Origin of the sequence: Acinetobacter sp. YH12097 (assembly GCF_013419225.1) — a bacterium.
In the GTDB taxonomy this organism is placed as follows: Bacteria; Pseudomonadota; Gammaproteobacteria; order Pseudomonadales; family Moraxellaceae; genus Acinetobacter; species Acinetobacter amyesii.
On record NZ_VPAN01000001.1, the window covers coordinates 289,010 to 307,886 of the forward strand.

The 18,877-nt window shown below is 40.0% G+C and carries 16 protein-coding genes; 10 read left to right on the forward strand and 6 right to left on the reverse strand.

Features of this window, described 5'->3' with window-relative positions; genetic code table 11:
* Positions 1-53 precede the first annotated feature (53 nt).
* From FTU37_RS01290 to FTU37_RS01300, 3 genes are all read right to left on the reverse strand, one after another.
* A complete protein-coding gene (locus FTU37_RS01290) occupies positions 54-1,697 on the reverse strand; it encodes an AMP-binding protein (protein WP_180123638.1) in 1,644 nt (547 codons plus the stop codon).
* Between the two features lie 297 nt (positions 1,698-1,994).
* Positions 1,995-3,131 (reverse strand): acyl-CoA dehydrogenase family protein, encoded by a 1,137-nt coding sequence (locus FTU37_RS01295; RefSeq protein WP_180051140.1) that lies wholly within the window; start codon positions 3,129-3,131, stop codon positions 1,995-1,997.
* A 319-nt stretch (positions 3,132-3,450) separates the two neighbouring features.
* Positions 3,451-4,221, reverse strand: coding sequence for an SDR family NAD(P)-dependent oxidoreductase (locus tag FTU37_RS01300; protein ID WP_180040376.1), 771 nt, complete (start codon positions 4,219-4,221; stop codon positions 3,451-3,453).
* A 141-nt stretch (positions 4,222-4,362) separates the two neighbouring features.
* Here FTU37_RS01300 and FTU37_RS01305 point away from each other — a divergent pair, with 141 nt between their 5' ends.
* A complete protein-coding gene (locus FTU37_RS01305; protein ID WP_180040374.1) occupies positions 4,363-5,397 on the forward strand; it encodes an AraC family transcriptional regulator in 1,035 nt (344 codons plus the stop codon).
* Positions 5,398-5,597: 200 nt separating this feature from the next.
* A complete protein-coding gene (locus FTU37_RS01310; RefSeq protein ID WP_180026411.1) occupies positions 5,598-5,951 on the forward strand; it encodes a hypothetical protein in 354 nt (117 codons plus the stop codon).
* Positions 5,952-6,027: 76 nt separating this feature from the next.
* Here the strand turns inward: FTU37_RS01310 and prmC are convergent, their stop codons facing one another.
* Both prmC and prfA read right to left on the reverse strand, forming a co-directional pair.
* On the reverse strand, positions 6,028-6,846 hold the full coding sequence (gene prmC / locus FTU37_RS01315; RefSeq protein ID WP_180123639.1) for a peptide chain release factor N(5)-glutamine methyltransferase: 819 nt from the start codon (positions 6,844-6,846) through the stop codon (positions 6,028-6,030).
* The gene (gene prfA / locus FTU37_RS01320; protein ID WP_180123640.1) at positions 6,846-7,934 is read right to left on the reverse strand and encodes a peptide chain release factor 1; all 1,089 of its coding nucleotides are present in this window, start codon (positions 7,932-7,934) and stop codon (positions 6,846-6,848) included. The genes prmC and prfA overlap by 1 nt, the downstream gene beginning before the upstream one ends.
* A gap of 368 nt (positions 7,935-8,302) precedes the next feature.
* Here prfA and FTU37_RS01325 point away from each other — a divergent pair, with 368 nt between their 5' ends.
* From FTU37_RS01325 to FTU37_RS01345, 5 genes are all read left to right on the forward strand, one after another.
* Positions 8,303-8,731 carry a glycine zipper domain-containing protein gene (locus FTU37_RS01325; protein WP_078193959.1) on the forward strand — a complete coding sequence of 143 codons (429 nt, stop codon included), beginning with the start codon at positions 8,303-8,305 and terminating at the stop codon, positions 8,729-8,731.
* 286 nt (positions 8,732-9,017) lie between these two features.
* Positions 9,018-9,545, forward strand: coding sequence for a hypothetical protein (locus FTU37_RS01330; RefSeq protein ID WP_168377731.1), 528 nt, complete (start codon positions 9,018-9,020; stop codon positions 9,543-9,545).
* A gap of 179 nt (positions 9,546-9,724) precedes the next feature.
* Complete coding sequence (locus FTU37_RS01335; protein ID WP_180123641.1) at positions 9,725-10,732, forward strand: LLM class flavin-dependent oxidoreductase; 1,008 nt, start codon at positions 9,725-9,727, stop codon at positions 10,730-10,732.
* A 233-nt stretch (positions 10,733-10,965) separates the two neighbouring features.
* Complete coding sequence (gene yiaA / locus FTU37_RS01340; RefSeq protein ID WP_180007913.1) at positions 10,966-11,442, forward strand: inner membrane protein YiaA; 477 nt, start codon at positions 10,966-10,968, stop codon at positions 11,440-11,442.
* 259 nt (positions 11,443-11,701) lie between these two features.
* A complete protein-coding gene (locus tag FTU37_RS01345; RefSeq protein ID WP_180004943.1) occupies positions 11,702-12,274 on the forward strand; it encodes a flavoprotein in 573 nt (190 codons plus the stop codon).
* 1,001 nt (positions 12,275-13,275) lie between these two features.
* Here FTU37_RS01345 and FTU37_RS01350 read toward each other — a convergent pair.
* Complete coding sequence (locus FTU37_RS01350; RefSeq protein WP_078193964.1) at positions 13,276-14,112, reverse strand: pyruvate, water dikinase regulatory protein; 837 nt, start codon at positions 14,110-14,112, stop codon at positions 13,276-13,278.
* 153 nt (positions 14,113-14,265) lie between these two features.
* Between FTU37_RS01350 and ppsA the strand changes: the two genes are divergently transcribed.
* The 3 genes from ppsA to cyoA all read left to right on the forward strand — a co-directional run bounded on the left by ppsA (position 14,266) and on the right by cyoA (position 18,877).
* Positions 14,266-16,644, forward strand: a complete 2,379-nt coding sequence (gene ppsA / locus FTU37_RS01355; protein WP_180123642.1) for a phosphoenolpyruvate synthase — start codon at positions 14,266-14,268, stop codon at positions 16,642-16,644.
* An 82-nt stretch (positions 16,645-16,726) separates the two neighbouring features.
* Positions 16,727-17,509 (forward strand): RDD family protein, encoded by a 783-nt coding sequence (locus FTU37_RS01360; RefSeq protein ID WP_180088162.1) that lies wholly within the window; start codon positions 16,727-16,729, stop codon positions 17,507-17,509.
* A 300-nt stretch (positions 17,510-17,809) separates the two neighbouring features.
* Positions 17,810-18,877, forward strand: coding sequence for a ubiquinol oxidase subunit II (gene cyoA / locus FTU37_RS01365; protein ID WP_078193967.1), 1,068 nt, complete (start codon positions 17,810-17,812; stop codon positions 18,875-18,877).

Sequence of the window (18,877 nt, forward strand, 5' to 3'; positions counted from 1 at the left end):
TCAAAAAAGGCTGCATTTACGCAGCCTTTCCTTTAATCTATCTCAGCCTAAACTTAACTGACCTTTTGCATACATTGTGCTTTGGCCACTTCTTGTTGCTTCAACAGATTACGTTGGATTTTTCCACTCGATGTTTTAGGCAACCCATCAACAAATTCAATTTCTTTTGGATAAGCATGCTTGGATAAACGTGATCTTACATAGGCTTGTAGCTTATCCATGAGTTCAGAACTTGCTTGATATTGTGGTTTCAATACCACAAAAGCTTTGACCAATTCAGTCCGCTCAGGATCAGGCTTACCAACAACTGCCGACTCTAAAACCTCTTCGCACTCTAATAATGTGCTTTCCACATCGAAAGGTCCTACACGATAGCCTGACGTTGTAATGACATCGTCAGCACGACCCACAAAATCAATTCCACCTTCTTCATTTAAACGAACAGTATCACCAGTTAAATAGTAGTTACCTACAAAGGCTTTACGGTTATTGCCACCATAGCCTGTGAACCACATGAGTGGAGATTGCGACCAGTCTAATGCCAATGTTCCAATCCCACCACGTTCAATTTCTTGATAGTCTTTATTGAGCACCGCGAAACGATGACCCGGTATAGCAAAACCGGCTGAACCCACTTTTTTGTAGTGTTCTAAGGCATGATGATTTGCAATCACCATTCCAAGTTCCGTTTGTCCATATTGGTCATAAATATTGACGTTTAAGTCGTGATTAAACCATTGAATCACTTCAGGCGTTAGCGGCTCACCTGCGCTACTCACAACCCGTAAATGTGATTTTATGGATGCGTCAAATTTTTCTTTGAAGCCAAAGAACATACGAAAAGCCGTTGGAGAACCGGTCAAATTACTGACTTTATATTTTTTGATGACTTGAAGTGCATGATCAACACTAAAAGCACGTTCATCCATAATAATGCTGTGTCCTAAACTTAATGGCCCTGCAATTCCATAGTACAAACCATAAGCCCAACCCGGATCTGCCAAATTCCAAAATGAATCTTCATCACGCAAATCAACCGCATGTGTCATATACCCTTTAAATGCCAATAACGCTTTGTGTGGCACAGGTACAGACTTGGCTAAACCGGTCGTCCCTGAGGTAAACATCATTAAAAATTCATCGTCAAATGAACGGGGAACTGAGTTAAATGTGGCGTCATGCAATTGCAACTCTGACCAAAAGTCAGGATCTGTCTGAATTGCTTGATCGGCATGTACAGTTAAAATATGCGGTAAATCAATATGATTGAGTTTTGATCGTTGCTCAGTGTTGGTTACAATCAGCTTTGTTCCCGCAGTTTGCACTCGATGTTCAATCGCTTTGGACTCAAATGCAGTAAACAACGGTTGATAAATTGCCCCTATACGCCATGTTGCCAATACGGTGATCAACAACTCTGCTGTGCGAGGTAAAAGACCTGCAATGCAATCACCTGCTTTCAATCCAATGCGCTGATAATAATTTGCCAATTGTGCAGAAGCTAAATCTAATTGCTCAAAAGTCCATTGCTCAGATTCACCATTTTTACCTTCCCAGATCAGCGCAGTTCGATTTTGCCCAACATAGCGCCCACAACATTCATCATAAGCATTGATTGAACTTGGCGTACCGACCAATTGTTCTGTAACCATCTTTTCAAAATTAAAATCACGATATGCTTGTTCTAGTGTCTTCATGACGACAATTCCTATCCAGTTCTCTATGATTCAAAGTGCAAGACTTTGAGGTTTATTCATCTTGTTGTTGTACCGCTGCGTACTAGTGACGATTCCTTTGCCACATCCGCCTTTACTGCTATTCCATACACCGATTGCAATGTCGGTTTTTTAGTTTTGAAACTTATACTTTGTTAAACAATCTATTCTTAGACTGTGTATACCTAGATAACCATGTTTGGATGTCCCCTGCAATTTCCATAACCATCAACGCCATTGCAGGGTTTGAACATCGACCAAAGTCTATTTTTTAATCACCTATCCTTTGGTGACTTCACGTGCAATCACCAGACGTTGAATGTCCGACGCACCTTCATAGATTTGACTGACACGCACATCACGATAAATTCGTTCTACTGGGAAATCAGATACATAACCATAGCCCCCATGAATTTGAATCGCATCTGAACACACTCGTTCAGCCATCGTCGATGCAAAAAGTTTCGCCATTGAGGCTTCTTTTAAACATGGAAAACCGGCATCTTTTAAAGTCGCTGCATGGAAGATTAATTGGCGTGCCGCCTCAATTTGGGTGGCCATATCTGCTAGGCGAAATGCCACGGCCTGATGCTGTACAATCTCCACCCCAAATGCCTTGCGTTCATTGGCATATTCAACAGCCGCATCTAATGCCGCACGGGCCATACCCACAGACTGCGCAGCAATACCAATTCGACCTGACTCTAGGTTTGATAAGGCAATTTTATAGCCTTCCCCCTCTTGGCCTAAAAGACTATCCGCAGGAATACGACAGTCATCTAAAACAATAGTTGCTGTATCGGAACAATGCTGACCCATTTTGTCTTCTAAACGCGTTACGATATAACCTGGCGCATCCGTTGGTACTAAAAAGCACGAAATCCCTTTTTTACCTGCAGACTTGTCCGTTACCGCAAAAACTAAGGCTACTTGGGCATGTTTTCCTGTGGTAATAAATTGCTTGGTGCCATTTAACACCCACTCATCACCATCACGCTCCGCTTTACATTCCAATGCACTCGCATCTGAACCCACTTGTGGTTCTGTTAAGCAAAAACAACCTAACCATTCGCCAGTGGCTAATTTTTTTAAGTATTTTTCTTTTTGTGCTTCTGTACCATAACGCTGCGTAATGCCACATGGCAGTGAGTTTTGTACGCTAACAATCGTCGAAATCGCACCATCACCTGCAGCAATTTCTTCTAAGGCAACAACCAAAGACACATAGTCTAAACCTGCACCACCCCATTCGTCAGAAACCGTCATGCCTAAAGCACCCAGCTCACCAAGTTCCTTTAGCTCTTGTGCAGGAAATGCTGCCGTTTTGTCACGCTCTGCAGCCGTTGGTTTCAGTTTTTCTTGCGAATAGCTTCGCATCATGTCCTGAACCATTTTTTGTTCATCATTTAAAATCATGAGACTTCCTTTTCTAAATCTTTTATAGCGGGAATAGCTTTAAATTTTGGATAACTGCGGAATTAAAAATTCTTTGGCTGTATAAAGCAAAGTTGGATACACGACGACGTCATTTACAACTGTCTGAGGCAGGACGCTATTAATCTCTAGTGTTTCTGCGACCCGTAAATCAATAAATACTTGATGACGAGTTTTGCAAATGACAATGATTTTGGTTACTTTTGCCTAAAACAAAAGTAACAAGATGAGCTACTGTCAACAAAGTTATTCTCGATCAGACTCCGTCGTAGAAGCCTGAATAAGCAGTTTTAATAAATAACTATTTAGGCTGCATACGGATCGCGCCATCAAGACGTATCACTTCGCCATTGAGATAAGCATTTTCAAAAATATGCGTCACTAAGTTTGCAAACTCTTGTGGTTTTGCTAAACGTGGAGGGAAAGGCACCATTTGCCCCAAAGCATCTTGTACATTTTGTGCTAAGCCTTTGAGCATCGGCGTTTCCATAATGCCCGGAGCAATGGTCATCACACGGATTGATTCACGTGCAAGCTCACGTGCAAGAGGTAATGTCATTGCAACCACTGCCCCTTTTGATGCTGCATAAGCCGACTGACCAATTTGACCATCAAAAGCCGCTACCGATGCCGTATTCACAATTACGCCACGCTCTTCTTCACCTGCTTTTAATTCATATTTAGCAATCAGTTGTGCCGCATAGCGCAGCATATTGAATGTGCCTGAAACATTAATATTTAATACTTTTTGGAACATCGCCAAATCATGTAATCCGTCACGACCTAAAACTTTTGCAGAGGGTGCGATACCTGCACAGTTCACTAAGCCATTAAGTTGACCAAATTCCGCTTCAACTTGTACAAAGAAAGTACCGACCGCTTGTTCATCGGTAACATCCAATTGAACAAATTTGGCATGATCACCCAGTTGACGTTGCATCGCTTCGCCATGCTCATGATTCATATCCACAATAATCACTTTTGCACCCAGGCCAATCAGATGTGTTGCTGTCGCAGCGCCTAGTCCTGATGCACCACCAGTCACAACAAAAACTTTTCCTTTAATGTCCATATCAATTCCCTATTTACGATGTCTTGTTTTAAATTCGACTTAAGATGCAGAGTAAACAGAGAATTTATTCAGTACAATTTCCAAATGTTGCATCTTTTCTGATGTATTTGGACAATTCTGAACAAGGACCTATCCGCACATATGCCGAAGCATGGACTCGAATACAGCAAAGGGACGATTTCAATCGACTTGGTGCATGAAGCATTATACGATGCGCAAAAAAAGCAATTTGATATTTCTGCTATTTTACAAAAGGCGGGTATTCCCTCTGAGTTACTGCTATCGAGTAAAACCAGAGTTTCCGTTTCACAATATGCGGCTTTATGGACTCATCTTGCAGATGTGATGGATGATGAATTTTTTGGCATGGATCGGCATGCCATGCGACGTGGTAGTTTCAAACTGCTTTCAAAAATGGTCATGCATAACAGCACTTTGGGAGATGCACTCAAGCAAATTTTGCAGTTTTTAAATCTGGTTTTAGATGAATTGCATAGTGATTTAACCATTGAAGATCACTTTGCTTATATCGTGATCTATGACCAACAAGCGCCTAAACGCATGTTCAGCTATGCAACTTATTTAATGCTCATCCATACGCTACTGTGCTGGCTGAGTGGACAACGAATTTTGTTAAATCAAATCCAATTCAAATGTGATGCGCCGCTTGATGATCACGACTATAAAGTTCGCTTTTGTGAAAATATTCATTACCAAGCCAGTCAAAACTATATACAACTAGATGCCAGTTATTTAACCCTGCCAATCAAACAAGACACACGTTCATGGTATCAATTCCTACAACAAACGCCTGAAAACCTTTTGGTGCGCTTTAAAAACCCGTATGCGCTCAGTAGCCAAATTCGTAAACAACTGTTAGACGTTTCTCCTGCCGAATGGTTAGAGTTTTATGAGTTGGCGGTCAAAATGAATATGTCGGAAGCCACCATGCATCGCCGTCTTAAAAGTGAAGGTGTGAGTTATCAACAACTCAAAAATGATATCCGACGTGATACTGCCATCGATTTTTTAACCCATACCGATAAAAGTTTGCAAGATATCAGTGAAGAACTAAATTTTCATGATCCGAGTGCTTTTCATCGGGCATTTAAAAAATGGACAGGCGTCAGTCCCGGTGCGTATCGACAAAATAATGCGCCTGAATTCAAGGCCTAGAATTTGATATTCGCTATTTATAAATTGAATATTCATCTAATTAATAGAAAATCAATAACTTAAAAATATTCAATAAATAGACTGACCATTCATCCTTGAACGATTGCTACTTTAGTCTAATTAGGTTATTTTTCACTCAATTTAAAGCACTTTGCTTATTTATTTTTCAATTCTCCTGCATCTCCTTGAAAGGCTTTCCTATGCTTAAGATGATTGATGTTCTTGAACAACAACTTGTTCAAAACTTTTCAGATTCTCTTTTCACTCAGATTGACGCAATTGATGAACTGTTTCACGAACAGCTTAAAACTGTTGCAGATATCGATTTGCAAAATTTGATTTCACAATTTTTTAGCACTGAAAATGCAGTTGAAGTTGCTCATGCACTGGATATCCAAGCGGATGACATTGAAGCAATTCAAGCAGGTGCGAATCTAAAAGATGAAAATTTAGTCAATGCAACTGCAAAAATTATTGCTTACTGTCTTGCAGTAGAAACATCAGCTTTAGAACAAGTTGAAGTTTTCGATAGCTTACAAGACTACCCAATGTAAGTATTGATCGAATATCAAAAACAAAAAAATAAAGCGCATTCAATGCGCTTTATTTTTGACTATCTCTAATACCAAATCAATGTTGCCACTGACCTAAGCTGACACGGTCATTGCCACCATAATCTTTTACAGTCCGAACATTTCGATATCCAGCCTGTAAGAACAAATGTCTGACTGCTTCACCTTGGTCATAGCCATGTTCAAGCACCACCCAACCATGCACAGTCAAATGTTTTTTAGCTTGAAGAATGATTTGTTCAAGATCTGCAAGTCCATGATTGTCTGCAACCAAAGCACGTTCAGGCTCTGTCGCCAAATCTTTCATGTGTACATCATCAGCATCGATATACGGCGGATTTGACACAATTACATCAAAGAAAGCACGTCCAAAAGGTTTCAACCAAGAACCTAAGACAAACTGCACATGTTCAAGATCATGCTTTTTGGCATTAAACTCAGCAACTTCCAAGGTAGGTTCGTAAATATCTGAAGCCACAATTGACCAATCTGGACGTTCACTGGCTAATGACAAGGCTACAGCACCAGTTCCTGTTCCTAAATCGACCACACGAGCATCTTCAGGAAGTTCTAAACGGAGTACAGTTTCAACGAGTACTTCCGTATCAGGACGTGGAACCAAAGTATCTTTAGTCACTTTTAAATCTAGCGTCCAAAATGGCTGAGAACCTGTGACATAAGCCAAAGGCTCACCTGCTGCAATACGAGTAAGACTGTCGACATAGAGTTGTTCTTGTTCTGCCGTCAATTCTTGATCCTTTTTCATGATTAAATCAAAAGAATCAATCTTGGTGATGTGCTCTAACAACCACGCATTTTCCTGACGTTCATAACTTTCAGGTTCACCACGATAGGCCAAAGCCTGTGCAATATTCATTAGCCACCATTCTGCTGTGCTAATAATGCCAACTGATCGGCTTGATATTCACGATGCAAACTATCTAGCAATTCAGTCAAATCACCTTCCATCACTGCATCCAACTTATACAGCGTTAGGTTAATCCGATGATCAGTCATACGACCTTGTGGATAATTATAGGTACGAATACGCTCAGAACGGTCACCAGAACCTACTAAGTCACGACGCATTTCAGATGTCGCGGCATCTGCCGCCGCACGTTTGGCATTTTCTAAACGAGAAACCAACAGCGCCATCGCTTTGGCTTTGTTTTTATGTTGTGAACGTTCATCCTGACATTCTACAACTGTACCCGTTGGTATATGGGTAATACGCACCGCGGAGTCAGTTTTGTTAATGTGCTGACCACCTGCACCAGAGGCACGATAGGTATCAATACGTAATTCTGAAGGATTAATTTCAACACTTGTGTCTACATCAATTTCCGGCAAAATCGCAACAGTACATGCCGAAGTATGAACACGACCTTGTGACTCTGTTGCAGGAACACGCTGTACACGATGTGCACCACTTTCAAATTTCAAACGACCATATACGCCTTCACCATTGATGAGGCAAATCACTTCTTTATAACCGCCGTGTTCGCCGTCATTTTCAGACAACACTTCAATACGCCAACCTTGTGATTCAGCATATTTACTGTACATGCGATACAAGTCACCCGAGAAAATTGCAGCTTCGTCACCACCTGTTCCGGCACGGATTTCTAAATAAGCAGAGTTCGCATCATTCGGATCTTTTGGAATCATCAGAATGTTTAAGTCTGCTTCAAGCTGACCGATCAAAGCTTTATTTTCTTTGATTTCCTCAACGGCCATCTCTTTAAAATCTGGATCCGTCATCATTACTTCAGCAGTCTCAATATCTTCTTCAGCTTGACGGTATTTTTTCCAAACTTCAGTGATTTCAGATAAATCACTATGCTCACGTGACAACTGACGGAAACGTTTGTTGTCTGAAATGACTTCTACATCTGCGAGTAATGCATTTAATTCTTCGTGACGGTCAGAGAGCTGATCTAATCGTAAACATAACGATTCTTTCATTTTTCAAAAAATCTCAATACACAGGCTCTACCGCTAAACTTTCACGGATATGCCAAAATTCAAAATAATGGCGCTAGTGTACCGATAATGGGTCTGAAATGACATATTTATTGTTTTTTGGCCTATCGATGACCCGAAATATTAAAGTGTGAAATTCATCACTCCTACCTTTCTCCACAAAGTCGTACAGATTTTCAGCATTCGACCATTTTTTTCACAATATTAATAAAACTTATACAAACTAGACACTCAAATCACTAAATAAAGTGAAAGCTCTCCATATTTATAGCGAATAGTTTTGTTACATTTACTGCCATCGAAATGATTATGAAAAAGTCCTCGCGTTTATGAAGGACATGGAGTGAACTATGAAACTGAATACTCTTTTAATGACAGCCACTCTAGCAACTGCTTCTATGTTCACTGTGTCTGCAAATGCAGATAGTACAACACGCGTTGCTGCAGCTAGTGCATTAGGTAGTGTTGCAGGTACTGCAATTGGTAAAAACATGGGCGGTAATACCGGCGCTACAATTGGTGCTGCTCTTGGTGGTGCTGGTGGTGCTGCGGTAGCAAGTAATAAACGTAACCGTACAGAATCTGCTATCGGCGGTGCTTTAGGTGGTGGTACAGGTTATACCGTTGGTAAAAGCATGGGCGGTACAAACGGTGGTTACATCGGCTCTGCACTAGGTGCTGCTGGTGGTGCTGCTCTAGGTAATAAAATCTCTAAAGATAAAGCTTACGACAAACACCAAGAACGTAAATACAAAAAACGTTACCGTCGTCGTCACTAATTCAAAATTAGTGAGTCCTTATTGGATCGTGAAAAGAGCACCTTCGGGTGCTTTTTTTATGTATCGCCTTTTTTCAAATGATAAGTACAACTTTATTTATTGCACCTCAAATATGTAGAGTTGATCCACTCTATCCATGTAATCAATCATGTAGAAATAAAGTGCAAAATTTACATTGCAGCAACGGAACACGTATTTTATTTCACATCACGCTCCAAATATTTGCTATGTGTTTTCATATATTGATATCAACAGATAAACATCATGCTTCGTAAGGAGTTTAAAAATGAAAATTAATAAAATTCTATTCAGTGCAGCAATTGCCGCTTCAGCACTTACTATGACTGCAACACATGCAGGTAATAGCACCAATACTGCATTAACATCTGCTTTAGGTGGTGTTGTTGGTGCAGCAATCGGTAACCAAGTTGGCGGTCAAACTGGCGCAATGATTGGTTCAGCAATTGGTGGCGGTGCAGGTGCAGCAGCATCGGCAAACAAACGTGACCGTAATGGTGCCATCATCGGTGGTGCACTTGGTGGCGCAGGTGGTTATACCGTAGGTAAAAACATGGGCGGTACAAACGGTGGTTATATCGGTGCTGCACTTGGTTCAGCTGGTGGTTCTGCACTAGGTAAAAAAGTGTCTGAAGACCGTCGCTATGATGACCGCTATAATGGTCGTTATGATGATCGCTATGACCGTCGTTATAACAACCGTGGCTATCGTACCAATAATTATAGCTATAACGACCGAGGCTACCGTGGAGACAATGGTCGTCACTTAGGTTGGTACAAAAACGGTAAACGGTAATCGATATATTTCAATGGAAAAAAATCAGCACCTTCGGGTGCTTTTTTTGTATATAAAAAAAGTTTAGATATATCTAAAGTTGTCTTTTTACACCGCCCCACAACCATATCGAATTTATTCGATATACATTCAGCTTTTTATATCGTATTATTTCGATATAAAGATCTCTGAGAGAAAACATGCGTACTCTAGCCGATACAAAATTTTCAATACTTGAACTCGCACCTGTTCGAGATGATAAAACCATCGAATTTTCGCTCAAACATGCACTCCAGTTAGCACAGAAAGCAGAACAACTTGGCTATGACCGTCTATGGTTAGCCGAACACCACAATATGGACGGCATCGCAAGTTCTGCAACTGCGGTTTTACTCGGTTATCTCTTAGCAAATACACAATCCATCAAGCTCGGTTCAGGCGGGATTATGTTGCCCAACCATGCACCTTTGGTTGTCGCTGAACAATTTGGCACACTTGAAACGTTATATCCTGGACGTATTGAACTCGGCTTAGGTCGCGCACCAGGTACTGACCAAACCACCATGCGCGCATTACGCCGTGGCCGTCAGGAAACCGAAGATCAATTTCCACAAGATGTTCTTGAGATTTTACAATACTTCAAAGCACCTGAACCTCACCAGCGCATCATTGCCACACCGGGACAAAATACACATGTTCCTGTATGGCTTCTAGGTTCAAGTCTATTCAGTGCACAACTCGCTGCACGTTTAGGTCTACCCTATTCTTTTGCTTCTCATTTCGCACCACGCATGCTTGGACAAGCAATTCAGCTCTATCGTGAAAATTTCCAAGCATCCGACTATTTAGATCAACCTTATGTTTCTATGGGCGTACCAACGGTTGTTGCTGAAACAGATGAAGAAGCAGAATATCTAGCAACGAGTGCTTATCAACGGGTTTTAGGTTTAATGCGTGGTCAAAGTTTAAAACTCAAAGCTCCAGTCGACAGTATGCAAGGCTTATGGTCTGCTGCAGAAAAGATGTCTGTCGACAATTTCTACGCTATGGGACAAGTCGGTTCAAATGCAACCGTTCGAGCAGGTTTAGAAAACCTACTCACCAAATATGACGTTGATGAATTTATTTTCACCTGCGACATTTACGATACCGATAAGCGCATTGAAAACTTCGAACGTTTAATGCAAATCAAAAATGATCTAGCTTAAGACTCTAAGCTTAATGATCTAATCCAAGCGTTTAATCCGTCTAAAGGTAGAATTGTGACTACATTTTTTGTGGCTCTTTAGACGGATAGCAGTCAACAGATAATATGGTTTCGGCTAACAACGACCAAACCTGTACTTAAAAACCATCATTGCCTCAACGAAATAATTGCTTTACTCATTTTTATTGCTGTATAAATATTAAACATAAGCAAAACAAAGAGAAAAATAAGCAGATGAGCCAATATATTAATAAACCCACACCCGCATTTATCGCAGCAAGTTGGTGTGCACTGATCTTAGGCGCTGTGGTGTTTTGCATAGGTTTATTCAATGCAAATATGATGTTGAATGAAAAAGGCTTTTATCTCATTTTATTGCTTTATGGATTATTTTCATCGGTTTCACTACAAAAAATCATTCGTGACCGTTTAGAAGGAATGCATGTCACTGCAATCTACTTTGGACTGTGCTGGGCATCCGTCATTATTTGCCTCGTACTTCTTGCCATTGGTCTATGGAATGCTGAACTGGCATTAAGTGAAAAAGGTTTTTACATGATGGCTTTCCTAATGAGTCTGTTTGGTGCAGTTGCTGTACAAAAAAATATTCGTGATATGGACTATTTACGTACCCATACCGACCAACCCGAACTTAAACATTCAACCACGAGTCAGCTTGACTATAACTCATCAGATGATGAACCACTTTAAAACTCACAAAATTATAGATCTCAAAAGCTGTTCATGCAGGTCGCTCATTATTTCGACCTGCTTGAGCGAAAGATGAACTTCAACGCATAAAAAAATCAGTTCACTCCTAGAAATGTATAAATGACAAGGGCCAAGCAAATCAATTCTAGACAAATTGTATGACTCATCAGACTGAAAAAACGCTTTACCCCGACTGGCCCATCACAGAATATATTCCTATCTAAGACTCAACTAAAAAAACAAAAGACAAGGAATAAATATGGCCAACAAGCAGGATGCAACCCACCATATTTTTAATAATCATCTAGAGGATTTTGAACACTTTCGTGGAACGATCATCAGTTCAGAACAGATCAAAGATTATGATTTTAAGAATCAAAAAATCGCAATTATTGGGATAGATCAGCATGTGGTCTCTGAACTACATCATCTATGTCAGGTTGCAGATAACATCATGGTCTATCAAATCAAACCGCAATTTGTTTTACCGCGTACTGAACGTCTATTGAATAAATTAATTCAACATCCACTGATTGCAAAAAATCGACGTTTATTTAGCAATCGTATTAAGAGTATTTTGGCGATTCGCTTTTTAGAAGATCAAGTGCCGAACCATTGGTTAAGACATTTACTCAGTCCAAATACCGCAATTCAGAACAAAACCTTCCTAAAATCGGATCATTATTATGCAGCATTACAGCAGCCCAACTGCATCTTAAACACTTGGCCTATTGCAAAAATTCAGAGTAATTCAATCACGGCTTTAGATGAGCATACGTTTGAGTGTGATGTCATTGTGCGCAGCGAATCTAACCAGCCTAAAGAAAAGTAATTACATTGCAATTATTTTCACATGACAATTACTAGAATTTATCCGATTGATCAAAACTCACAACACCAATAGCCATCTCTGGTGGCTTTTGCTAGATCCCCTACGTTATTGAATACTTCTATTCGGTAAGGCTAAGGATTCTTAAAAATCTATAAATGAAAATAGCTTTAATCGTGCTACATGCTTTTTAAACGCTCAGACTTAAATCATGCATCCAACCTGCATCATCAGCTACAGTTCATTTATAGAAGTGCGATTTTTGAATAGTTATGATCAATTCTTCATGAAAATTTTATTTCAAACCAATAAATTTTCAGTCTCTTAATTTTGTCTTACACAACTCTTTTAATGACTAATTATAAGTAGGAAAATTTATACCGATGCTCATATTCAGCCGACATTTACTTATGTTCTAATCTATATTCAATAAGAAAATAACTGCTAAAAATCCAATTTTAATATCACTTCATATCTGCTTTTAAAGCCTAAATAGTCTCAATTCGAGCATTCCCCACCCACATCAATTAAATAAATGATGCCATTTCTTGAGATTTAACACCTAAAAGCGACTGTTTGATTATTTTTTATTCTATTTTCTGCCTATTTTTTTAGCATTTAAATCAGTATTTTTTAAAATTATGATCAAATATTAAACTGTATGTGCTAAATCTAGTATATACACTACTCTTATCAAGTAGATTATTCAGGCTTAATTCATAGATAAAAACACAGCAATACACGGATTATTTTAAAAGATTGAAGCTGTCAATTAGGCCATATTTTATAAATTTTCAGCCAAAAAAATTCATCAAATTGGTACACATTTGAATACAGAATTTGCTTAAATTTTAAGTCTAAATGTTGAGAAAAATTTTCATCAATATTTTAAATATTTATCATTCATTAAAAGTATGACAAGTCAAAAATTAATACTATTTTTATATAATTTATACAGTAATTTATTATCATTAAAAGAGCCACCGAAGTGGCTCAATTTACACTTAACCAATGCGACGTTTCAGTCCTGTCATTTGTAAAACACGTGTTGAAATTTCTTCAATCGACATTTCCGACACGTTTAAGTATTTAATTCCTTCTGAAATATAAATACCTTCAATCGCACGTAATTCCATCTGGCACTGACTAAAACTTGCATAACGGCTATTGGCCTTACGTTCTGAACGAATTGCTACAAGGCGCTCTGCATCAATCATCAAGCCAAATAACTTATGTTTATGCTCACGTAAAACTGCAGGTAAACGGTTGTCATCCAAGTCTTCTTCTGTCAACGGATAGTTCGCTACACGAATACCAAATTGCAAAGAGAGATAGATGGAAGTTGGTGTTTTACCCGAACGTGATACCCCGATTAAAATTAAGTCGGCTTTATCATAATGACGAGTACGTGCCCCATCATCGTTATCTAAAGCAAAATGCACCGCATCAATACGTGCTTTATAAGACTCAGAATCTGTTACTGCATGGGTTTGACCGACTAAAGTCGTAGGCGCAGTACCTAACTCGTCAGACAGTTTACTAATAAGCCCTTCAAAAACATCAAGATTTATCGCATTTGCAGTATTAATAATGTCACGTACATACGGGTCTACAAGGGTGTCAAACACCAAAGGCTTTTGACCGTCTTGCTGCGCTCTAAGATTGATCTCTGCAACCACATTTGTAGCTGCTTCTTCAGAGGTAATATAAGGAATAATATGAATGTCAAAATCTACATGAGGGAACTGGGCTAACAGTGAATGACCAAGCGTTTCTGCGGTAATCGCTGTCCCATCCGAAACAAAGAAAACACTACGCTGAATCTGTTTACCTTCTGACATTAAAATTCTCCTCCAAAATTTGTCTTAGTGCTATATAATCATTATAGTAAACCATCTTACATGACTGTCACTTAGTAAATTTAGAATGCTAAGTAATTTGTTATAATTTCATGCCAAGATAGTGATTAATACTGCAAAAGTGGAGTAACAACTTTGGAAGCGCGCGTAATTGGTCTAGAAAAATTAGGGAAACACGACGTAGAACTCGTGGGCGGTAAAAACTCATCATTAGGTGAAATGATCAGCCATCTCGCAAATGCTGGTGTATCTGTTCCTGGTGGTTTTGCTACTACAGCTCAAGCATATCGTGAATTCCTCGAGCAAAGTGGCCTAAACGCTAAAATTAACGCTGAACTTGCTGCACTCAATGTTGACGATGTAAATGCACTTGCTGAAACTGGTGCAAAAATCCGTCAATGGATTGTAGACACTCCGCTTACAGCTGAACTTGAAACAGAAATTCGTGAGGCTTTCACAGCTCTTTCAAACGGCAACCCTGATATCGCGGTTGCCGTTCGCTCATCTGCAACAGCAGAAGACTTACCAGATGCTTCATTTGCTGGCCAACAAGAAACTTTCTTGAACATCCGTGGTATCGACAACGTCCTTATTGCGATTAAAGAAGTATTTGCTTCACTTTATAACGACCGCGCAATTTCTTACCGTGTACACCAAAACTTCGCACATGACGTCGTTGCGTTATCTGCAGGTGTTCAACGCATGGTTCGCTCTGAAACAGGTGCAGCTGGTGTAATGTTTACACTAGATACAGAATCTGGTTTCCGCGACGCAGTTTTCATCACAGCTTCTTATGGCTTAGGTGAAATGGTTGTACAAGGTGCTGTAAACCCTGACGAATTCTATGTATCTAAACCACTTTTAAATGCAGGCAAACACGCTGTATTACGTCGTAACCTTGGTTCTAAACACCAAAAAATGATTTATGGTGAAGAAGGTGCTGCAGGTAAGTCAGTGGTTGTTGTAGACGTTGAAAAAGCAGATCGTCAACAATTCGCTTTAAATGACCACGAACTTCAAGAACTTGCTAAACAAGCATTGATCATTGAAAACCACTATGGTTCAGCAATGGACATCGAATGGGCGAAAGATGGCGATGATGGTCAAATCTATATCGTTCAAGCACGTCCTGAAACTGTGAAGAGCCGCCAAAACGTTGGCACCATGGAACGTTACCTACTTAAGCAAAAAGGTAATGTAGTTTGTGAAGGCCGTTCAATCGGTCAACGTATTGGTTCTGGTCGCGTTCGTATTGTGACTTCAATCAAAGAAATGGACAAAGTTCAAGACGGCGATGTACTTGTATCTGACATGACTGACCCAGATTGGGAACCAGTAATGAAACGTGCAGCTGCAATTGTCACTAACCGTGGTGGCCGTACTTGTCACGCTGCGATTATTGCACGTGAGCTTGGTGTTCCTGCAATTGTAGGTTGTGGTAATGCGACTGAAGTATTGACTGACGGTCAAGAAGTGACTGTTTCTTGTGCTGAAGGTGACACAGGCTTTATTTACGAAGGTGCTTTGGACTTTGAAATCCAACGCAATTCTATCGAATCTATGCCTAAACTTCCGTTCAAAATCATGATGAACGTAGGTAACCCTGACCGCGCATTTGACTTTGCTCAAATTCCTAACGAAGGTGTTGGTCTTGCTCGTCTTGAGTTCATCATCAACCGTATGATCGGCGTACATCCTAAAGCATTGCTTAATATTGACAGCCTACCACGTGAAACTCGTGCTGCTGTAATGTCACGTACTGCGGGTTATGCATCTCCTATCGAATTCTATGTTGAAAAACTAGTTGAAGGTATTTCTACACTTGCTGCAGCGTTTGCTGACAAACCAGTGATTGTTCGTATGTCTGACTTTAAGTCAAACGAATATGCAAACTTAATCGGTGGTAAGTTATACGAACCTGAAGAAGAAAACCCAATGCTTGGCTTCCGTGGTGCAAGCCGCTATGTATCTGATAACTTCCGTGATTGCTTCGAACTTGAATGCCGCGCACTGAAAAAAGCACGTGACGAAATGGGCTTAACTAACATTCAAATCATGATTCCTTTCGTACGTACTGTTGCTGAAGCGAAACGTGTTATTGAATTGTTAGCACTTAACGGCCTCAAACGTGGTGAAAATGGTCTTAAAGTGATCATGATGTGTGAACTTCCAACTAACGCATTGTTGGCTGAACAGTTCCTTGAACATTTCGACGGTTTCTCTATCGGTTCTAACGACTTAACTCAGTTAACACTCGGTCTAGACCGTGACTCTGGTATCGTTTCTCACCTATTTGATGAACGTGATCCAGCCGTTAAAGCACTTCTTTCAATGGCAATCCATGCTTGTCGTAAAGCTGGCAAATACGTAGGTATTTGTGGTCAAGGCCCTTCAGATCACCCTGACCTAGCTAAATGGTTAATGGAACAAGGCATTGAGTCTGTTTCGCTTAACCCAGACTCAGTATTAGACACTTGGTTCTTCCTTTCTAAAGAAAAAGCTCAACAAGCTTAATAAACTGTGTTAAAAAAAGACCCACATGTGGGTCTTTTTTTTTATTTATACTTTTACAGACGTTTTTTGAGATTTTAGTTTTATGCAGATTTACTTGGCACGAAATAACCAACAAGCTGGTCCCTACACCTTAGAACAACTTAACCAAATGCTCGCGAGCCAACAAGTGTTACTCACGGACTTGGTTTGGCACCAAGGTATGACCGAATGGAAAGCTTTGGGTGAACTCACTCAAGGTCAGTTGGTTTATATGCCTGCAGGATATACTGCACCAACAGCATTCGAATCAAATCAAACTGCAACTACACCATCAAATACCTACGCACAGTCTCAAGCGGTACAAGAGCAAACTAGCCTAGCAAGTATTCCTAAACGTGTCCTGGCTAAAATCGTCGATTTACTCCTTTGGATACCGGCAACTTTTATCTTAACGGCATTTTTTAATCCAAGTGAAAAGACACAATTTGCCAATCTAAATGAACAGTTTATGCAAGCTGTGATGACCCCAAATGCTGACCCCAATGTTTTACAAGCACTACAAACACAAATGGTTGAAATGTTTCCCAACCAAGCTTGGATTGCAATGTTTGCTTACCTCTTCATTATGCTTTTCATTCAAGCATATTTGATTGCTAAATCAGGTCAAAGCATTGGTAAAAAAATCACCAAGATTAAAATTGTAGATGCCGAAACCAGTCAACCTGTAAACCTCATGCGTGGCTTCACTTTACGCAGTGTTTTATTTATTTTCCTGAACTTTTTATCAATGCCATTAAGCGTAATCATCGATTCCGTTTTTATTTTCGGCAAAAAGCGTCAAACTTTGCATGACAAGTTAGCAAAAACCAAGGTAATAAACCAATAACTTTCACTTTTATTGAGGGATGAATTTCTCATCCCTTTTTTGTGCATTACATTGAAATTAAAATAAAATTCAGATAAAAAAAACACAATCCCGACCAACAAAATAGGGTTTTAATACAGTCATTTAAAGCATCTTTATGTATAGCTTAGTTTGCCGATATCAGGCATAATGCCCTACAACGTAGCGGTGTCACATCATTGTGAACTTTTTTCATATCTGAAAAATCACAATCATGCGACACTTTATTCGCTATCCCAATTTTAAAAATTAGGGAATGGGACTCTTCACCGAGGTTGTAAAATGAGACAAACAATTTTAGCTGTATTGTCTTTATCTGCGATCGCTGCACTCTTAACTGGGTGTGGTGGTGATATGGTACTTCTAAACTCAAAAGGTCCAGTTGCTGAAGGTCAGTCAAACCTCATGCTTACTGCGATCTACCTAATGTTGTTGGTCGTTATTCCATCAGCACTTATGGCTCTTTGGTTTGGTTGGAAATATCGCGCGTCAAATAAAGATGCAGACTATGCACCTACTTGGGCACACTCGACTGCAATTGAAGTTGTAGTTTGGGGTATTCCCGTAATTATTATCGCTATTTTAGCTTGGTTAACTTGGTGGGGTTCCCACAAGTATGACCCTTACCGTCCACTCGAGTCAGATAAAGCTCCTTTAACTGTTCAAGTTATTGCTGAACAATTTAAATGGATCTTCATCTACCCTGAACAAGGCATCGCGACTGTAAACGAGATCCGCTTCCCTGAGAAAACTCCTGTAAGCCTTCGTTTAACATCTAACTTCACAATGAACTCATTTTTCATTCCGGCGTTAGGTGGTCAGATTTATGCTATGGCAGGTATGCAAACTCACTTGAACTTATTAGCTGATGAAACTAGTCCTGCTGAAGGCTTCCGTGGTTTCTCTTCTAACTATTCAGGTTATGGCTTCTCACAAATGCGCTTCCGTGCACATGCTGTGACTGATGCTCAGTTTGCTGAATGGGTTTCTGCTGTTAAAGCTGGTAATGGTTCTTCAGTTAATCCTGAAGCGGTTCAAAAAACTGTTTTAGACCAAGCTGAATTTGCAACCTTACGTGACGGCAACCGTTCTAAACACCAGATCGAAGTTTTAGTTGCCAAAGCAACTACTCCTGAAGAGAAGGCTCTAGCTGAAGCAATGAAGCCTTACCCTACTAAGCCACACCCAGTGACTTACTATTCTTCAGTTGAACCTAAATTGTTCGAATCAGTGATTAACAAATACATGAGCAACTACCACGGTGCTGATCATACAGCTACTGTTGGACACGAAGCTGCTGCTTCTGAAGCTCATGCAGGCGTTGAACATGCGACTGTTGCAGGGGAATAA

Bases quoted from the DNA above. Each gene is read 5' to 3' on its own strand.
- FTU37_RS01310 (WP_180026411.1), top strand. From the start codon at position 5,598: ATGCTTAAGATGATTGATGTTCTTGAACAACAACTTGTTCAAAACTTT.
- FTU37_RS01350 (WP_078193964.1), bottom strand. From the start codon at position 14,112: ATGTCAGAAGGTAAACAGATTCAGCGTAGTGTTTTCTTTGTTTCGGAT.
- FTU37_RS01290 (WP_180123638.1), bottom strand. From the start codon at position 1,697: ATGAAGACACTAGAACAAGCATATCGTGATTTTAATTTTGAAAAGATG.
- yiaA (WP_180007913.1), top strand. From the start codon at position 10,966: ATGAGCCAATATATTAATAAACCCACACCCGCATTTATCGCAGCAAGT.
- FTU37_RS01305 (WP_180040374.1), top strand. From the start codon at position 4,363: ATGCCGAAGCATGGACTCGAATACAGCAAAGGGACGATTTCAATCGAC.
- FTU37_RS01295 (WP_180051140.1), bottom strand. From the start codon at position 3,131: ATGATTTTAAATGATGAACAAAAAATGGTTCAGGACATGATGCGAAGC.
- prmC (WP_180123639.1), bottom strand. From the start codon at position 6,846: ATGAATATTGCACAGGCTTTGGCCTATCGTGGTGAACCTGAAAGTTAT.
- FTU37_RS01330 (WP_168377731.1), top strand. From the start codon at position 9,018: ATGAAAATTAATAAAATTCTATTCAGTGCAGCAATTGCCGCTTCAGCA.
- prfA (WP_180123640.1), bottom strand. From the start codon at position 7,934: ATGAAAGAATCGTTATGTTTACGATTAGATCAGCTCTCTGACCGTCAC.
- FTU37_RS01325 (WP_078193959.1), top strand. From the start codon at position 8,303: ATGAAACTGAATACTCTTTTAATGACAGCCACTCTAGCAACTGCTTCT.
- FTU37_RS01335 (WP_180123641.1), top strand. From the start codon at position 9,725: ATGCGTACTCTAGCCGATACAAAATTTTCAATACTTGAACTCGCACCT.
- FTU37_RS01360 (WP_180088162.1), top strand. From the start codon at position 16,727: ATGCAGATTTACTTGGCACGAAATAACCAACAAGCTGGTCCCTACACC.
- FTU37_RS01300 (WP_180040376.1), bottom strand. From the start codon at position 4,221: ATGGACATTAAAGGAAAAGTTTTTGTTGTGACTGGTGGTGCATCAGGA.
- cyoA (WP_078193967.1), top strand. From the start codon at position 17,810: ATGAGACAAACAATTTTAGCTGTATTGTCTTTATCTGCGATCGCTGCA.
- FTU37_RS01345 (WP_180004943.1), top strand. From the start codon at position 11,702: ATGGCCAACAAGCAGGATGCAACCCACCATATTTTTAATAATCATCTA.